Here is a 2,663-nt window from a genome sequence, read left to right as displayed (position 1 = left end):
ACCGCCCTCACCGCGCACGATGCGGTCGCACAGGCCGTGGCGCTGGTGCGTGCGGATGCCCGTACCGGCGATCAGCTGGTCGGCTATGTGGTGCCCGCGAACGGCGGCACGGTCGATCTCGATGAGCTGCGCGCGCACCTGAGCGAGCAGCTGCCCTCGTATATGGTCCCGTCCGCCATTGTGGTGCTCGATGCGATGCCGTTGAACCCCAACGGCAAGCTGGACCGGCGCGCACTGCCCGAACCTGTCTTCGAGGCCAAGGAATTCCGCGCGCCGTCGACCCCGATCGAAGAGATCGTCGTCGGCGTATTCAGCGACGTGTTGAGCCATGACCGGATCGGCATCGACGACAACTTCTTCGATCTCGGCGGCAACTCGCTGGTCGCCACCCAGGTGGTGGCGCGCCTCGGCGCGGCCCTGGATACCCAGGTTCCGGTGCGGCTGCTGTTCGAGGCGCCGACCGTGGCCGCGCTCGCCGCGCGGATGGAGGCCAATGCCGGGGCCGGTGGCCGTCAGGCGCTGACCACGCGTCCGCGTCCGGAGTACCCGCCGCTGTCGCTGGCGCAGCAGCGGATGTGGTTCCTCAACCGCTTCGACGCCGATTCGGCCGCCGACAATATCCCGGTGGCGGTGCGGCTGCACGGACATCTGGATCTGTCCGCGCTGCGCGGTGCCATCGCCGATGTGATCACCCGGCACGAATCGCTGCGCACGATCTACCCGTCCCACGAGGGAGTGGCCTACCAGCAGGTGCTCCCGGCCGCGCGGGCACTGCCGGAACTGGAGATCGTCCCGGCCGCCGAAAGCGAAATGGGCAGCGCCCTTTACGAATTCATCGGCCGCGGCTTCGACGTGACCACCGAATCCCCGGTGCGGATTCGGCTCTACCAGGTCGAGCGCGCGCCGCTGAGCAGCAAGAAGTGGCGCGATAACACCCAGGATCACGTGCTCGCGGTCGTCGTGCATCACATTGCGGCGGACGGCTTTTCGATGCGTCCGCTGGTGCGCGACCTCATGTCGGCCTATATCGCGCGCAGCTCCGAATCCGCGCCGGTCTGGGCGCCGCTGCCGGTGCAGTACGTGGATTACGCACTCTGGCAGCGCGAAACCCTTGGCGCCGAGGACGATCCGACCTCGCTGATCTCCGAACAGCTCGGCTACTGGCGGGAAACCCTGGCCGGACTGCCCGAGGAACTGCGTCTTTCGCCGAAGCCGCGGCCGGTGGTCGCCTCGTATCAGGCACGGACACACCGATTCCGGCTGCCCGACACTCTCGTCGACGCGCTGAACCGCGTCGCGCACGAGCACAGCACCACGCTGTTCATGGTGGTGCACAGCGCCTTCGCGACGCTGCTCGCGCGGCTGAGCGGTTCCGATGACATCGCCATCGGCATCCCGGTGGCCGGTCGCGGTGAGCAGGTGCTCGACGACCTGGTCGGTATGTTCGTCAACACCCTGGTTTTGCGTACTCAGGTTGATCCGTCCGAATCGTTCGCCGACCTGCTCGGGCAGGTGCGCGAGCGCGATCTGCAGGCCTTCGCGCACGCCGATGTGCCGTTCGAGCGGCTGGTCGAGGTGCTCAACCCGGCCCGTTCGCAGGCGCGGCATCCGCTGTTCCAGGTGATGCTGTCGTTCCAGAACCTCGGCCGCACCTCGCTAGAATTGCCGGGCCTCGCCGTCTCCGAACTGGGCATCGACCAGCCGACCGCCAAGGTCGACCTGCAGCTCACGCTGAGCGAGGGCGCGGAATCCGAGATGGATGCCGAACTCGTCTATGCCACCGACCTTTTCGACGAGCCCTTCGCCGAATCCTTCGCCGAGCGCTTCGTCCGGGTGCTGCACGGCATCACCGCCGCACCAGCGGTCGTGGTGGGCGATATCGACCTGCTCGACGACACCGAGCGCGCCCTGGTGCTCGACCAATGGAATGACACCGAATTCCCGGTGGACGCGGCGCTCACCTCACCGGTGGGCGATGCGGCGGCGACACTGGTTTCGCTGTTCGAGGCGCAGCTGGTGCGGACCCCGGACGAGTACGCGGTCAGCTACGAGGGGACCAGTCTGTCCTATGCCGAGTTCGGCGCCCGGGTGCACCGGTTGGCGCGCTGGCTGAAGCAGAACGGTGTCGGCCCGGAATCGTATGTCGCCCTTGGTATGCGGCGCTCGATCGACCTGGTCGTCGGCATGTACGCGATCAATGCCGCCGGTGGTGCCTATGTGCCGTTGGATCCGGATCATCCGGGTGAGCGCATTGATTACATTCTGGAGACTGCGCGTCCGGTGTGTGTGCTGACTTCTGGCACTGATCTGGAGTCGACGGTGTCGCGGCAGGTTCGTATTGATGAGCTCGATCTTGCTGAGTTCTCGGGTGAGCCGTTGACGGATGCGGATCGGCATCGGCCGCTGCGGCCGGGCAATACCGCGTATGTGATCTTTACTTCGGGTTCGACCGGCCGCCCGAAGGGTGTGGCTGTTTCGCATGCCGCGATCGTCAACCGTTTGGTGTGGATGCATGCCGCATACGGTCTTTCGGCTGATGATGTGGTGTTGCAGAAGACGCCGGCGACGTTCGATGTGTCGGTGTGGGAGTTCTTCTGGCCCTTGCAGGTGGGTGCGCGTCTGGTCGTCGCCAAGCCCGACGGCCACCGCGATCCGGCCTACAT

At 66.3% G+C, this 2,663-nt stretch carries 1 protein-coding gene; it reads left to right on the top strand.

Annotated features, from left to right (window positions below):
- Positions 1–2,663, top strand: a 2,663-nt coding sequence (locus ACWEO2_RS44215) for a condensation domain-containing protein (protein ID WP_452410863.1), incomplete at both ends; no start/stop codon positions are given.

It is taken from the genome of Nocardia sp. NPDC004278, assembly GCF_053602975.1.
This window is presented reverse-complemented; position numbering and strand designations above follow the sequence as displayed.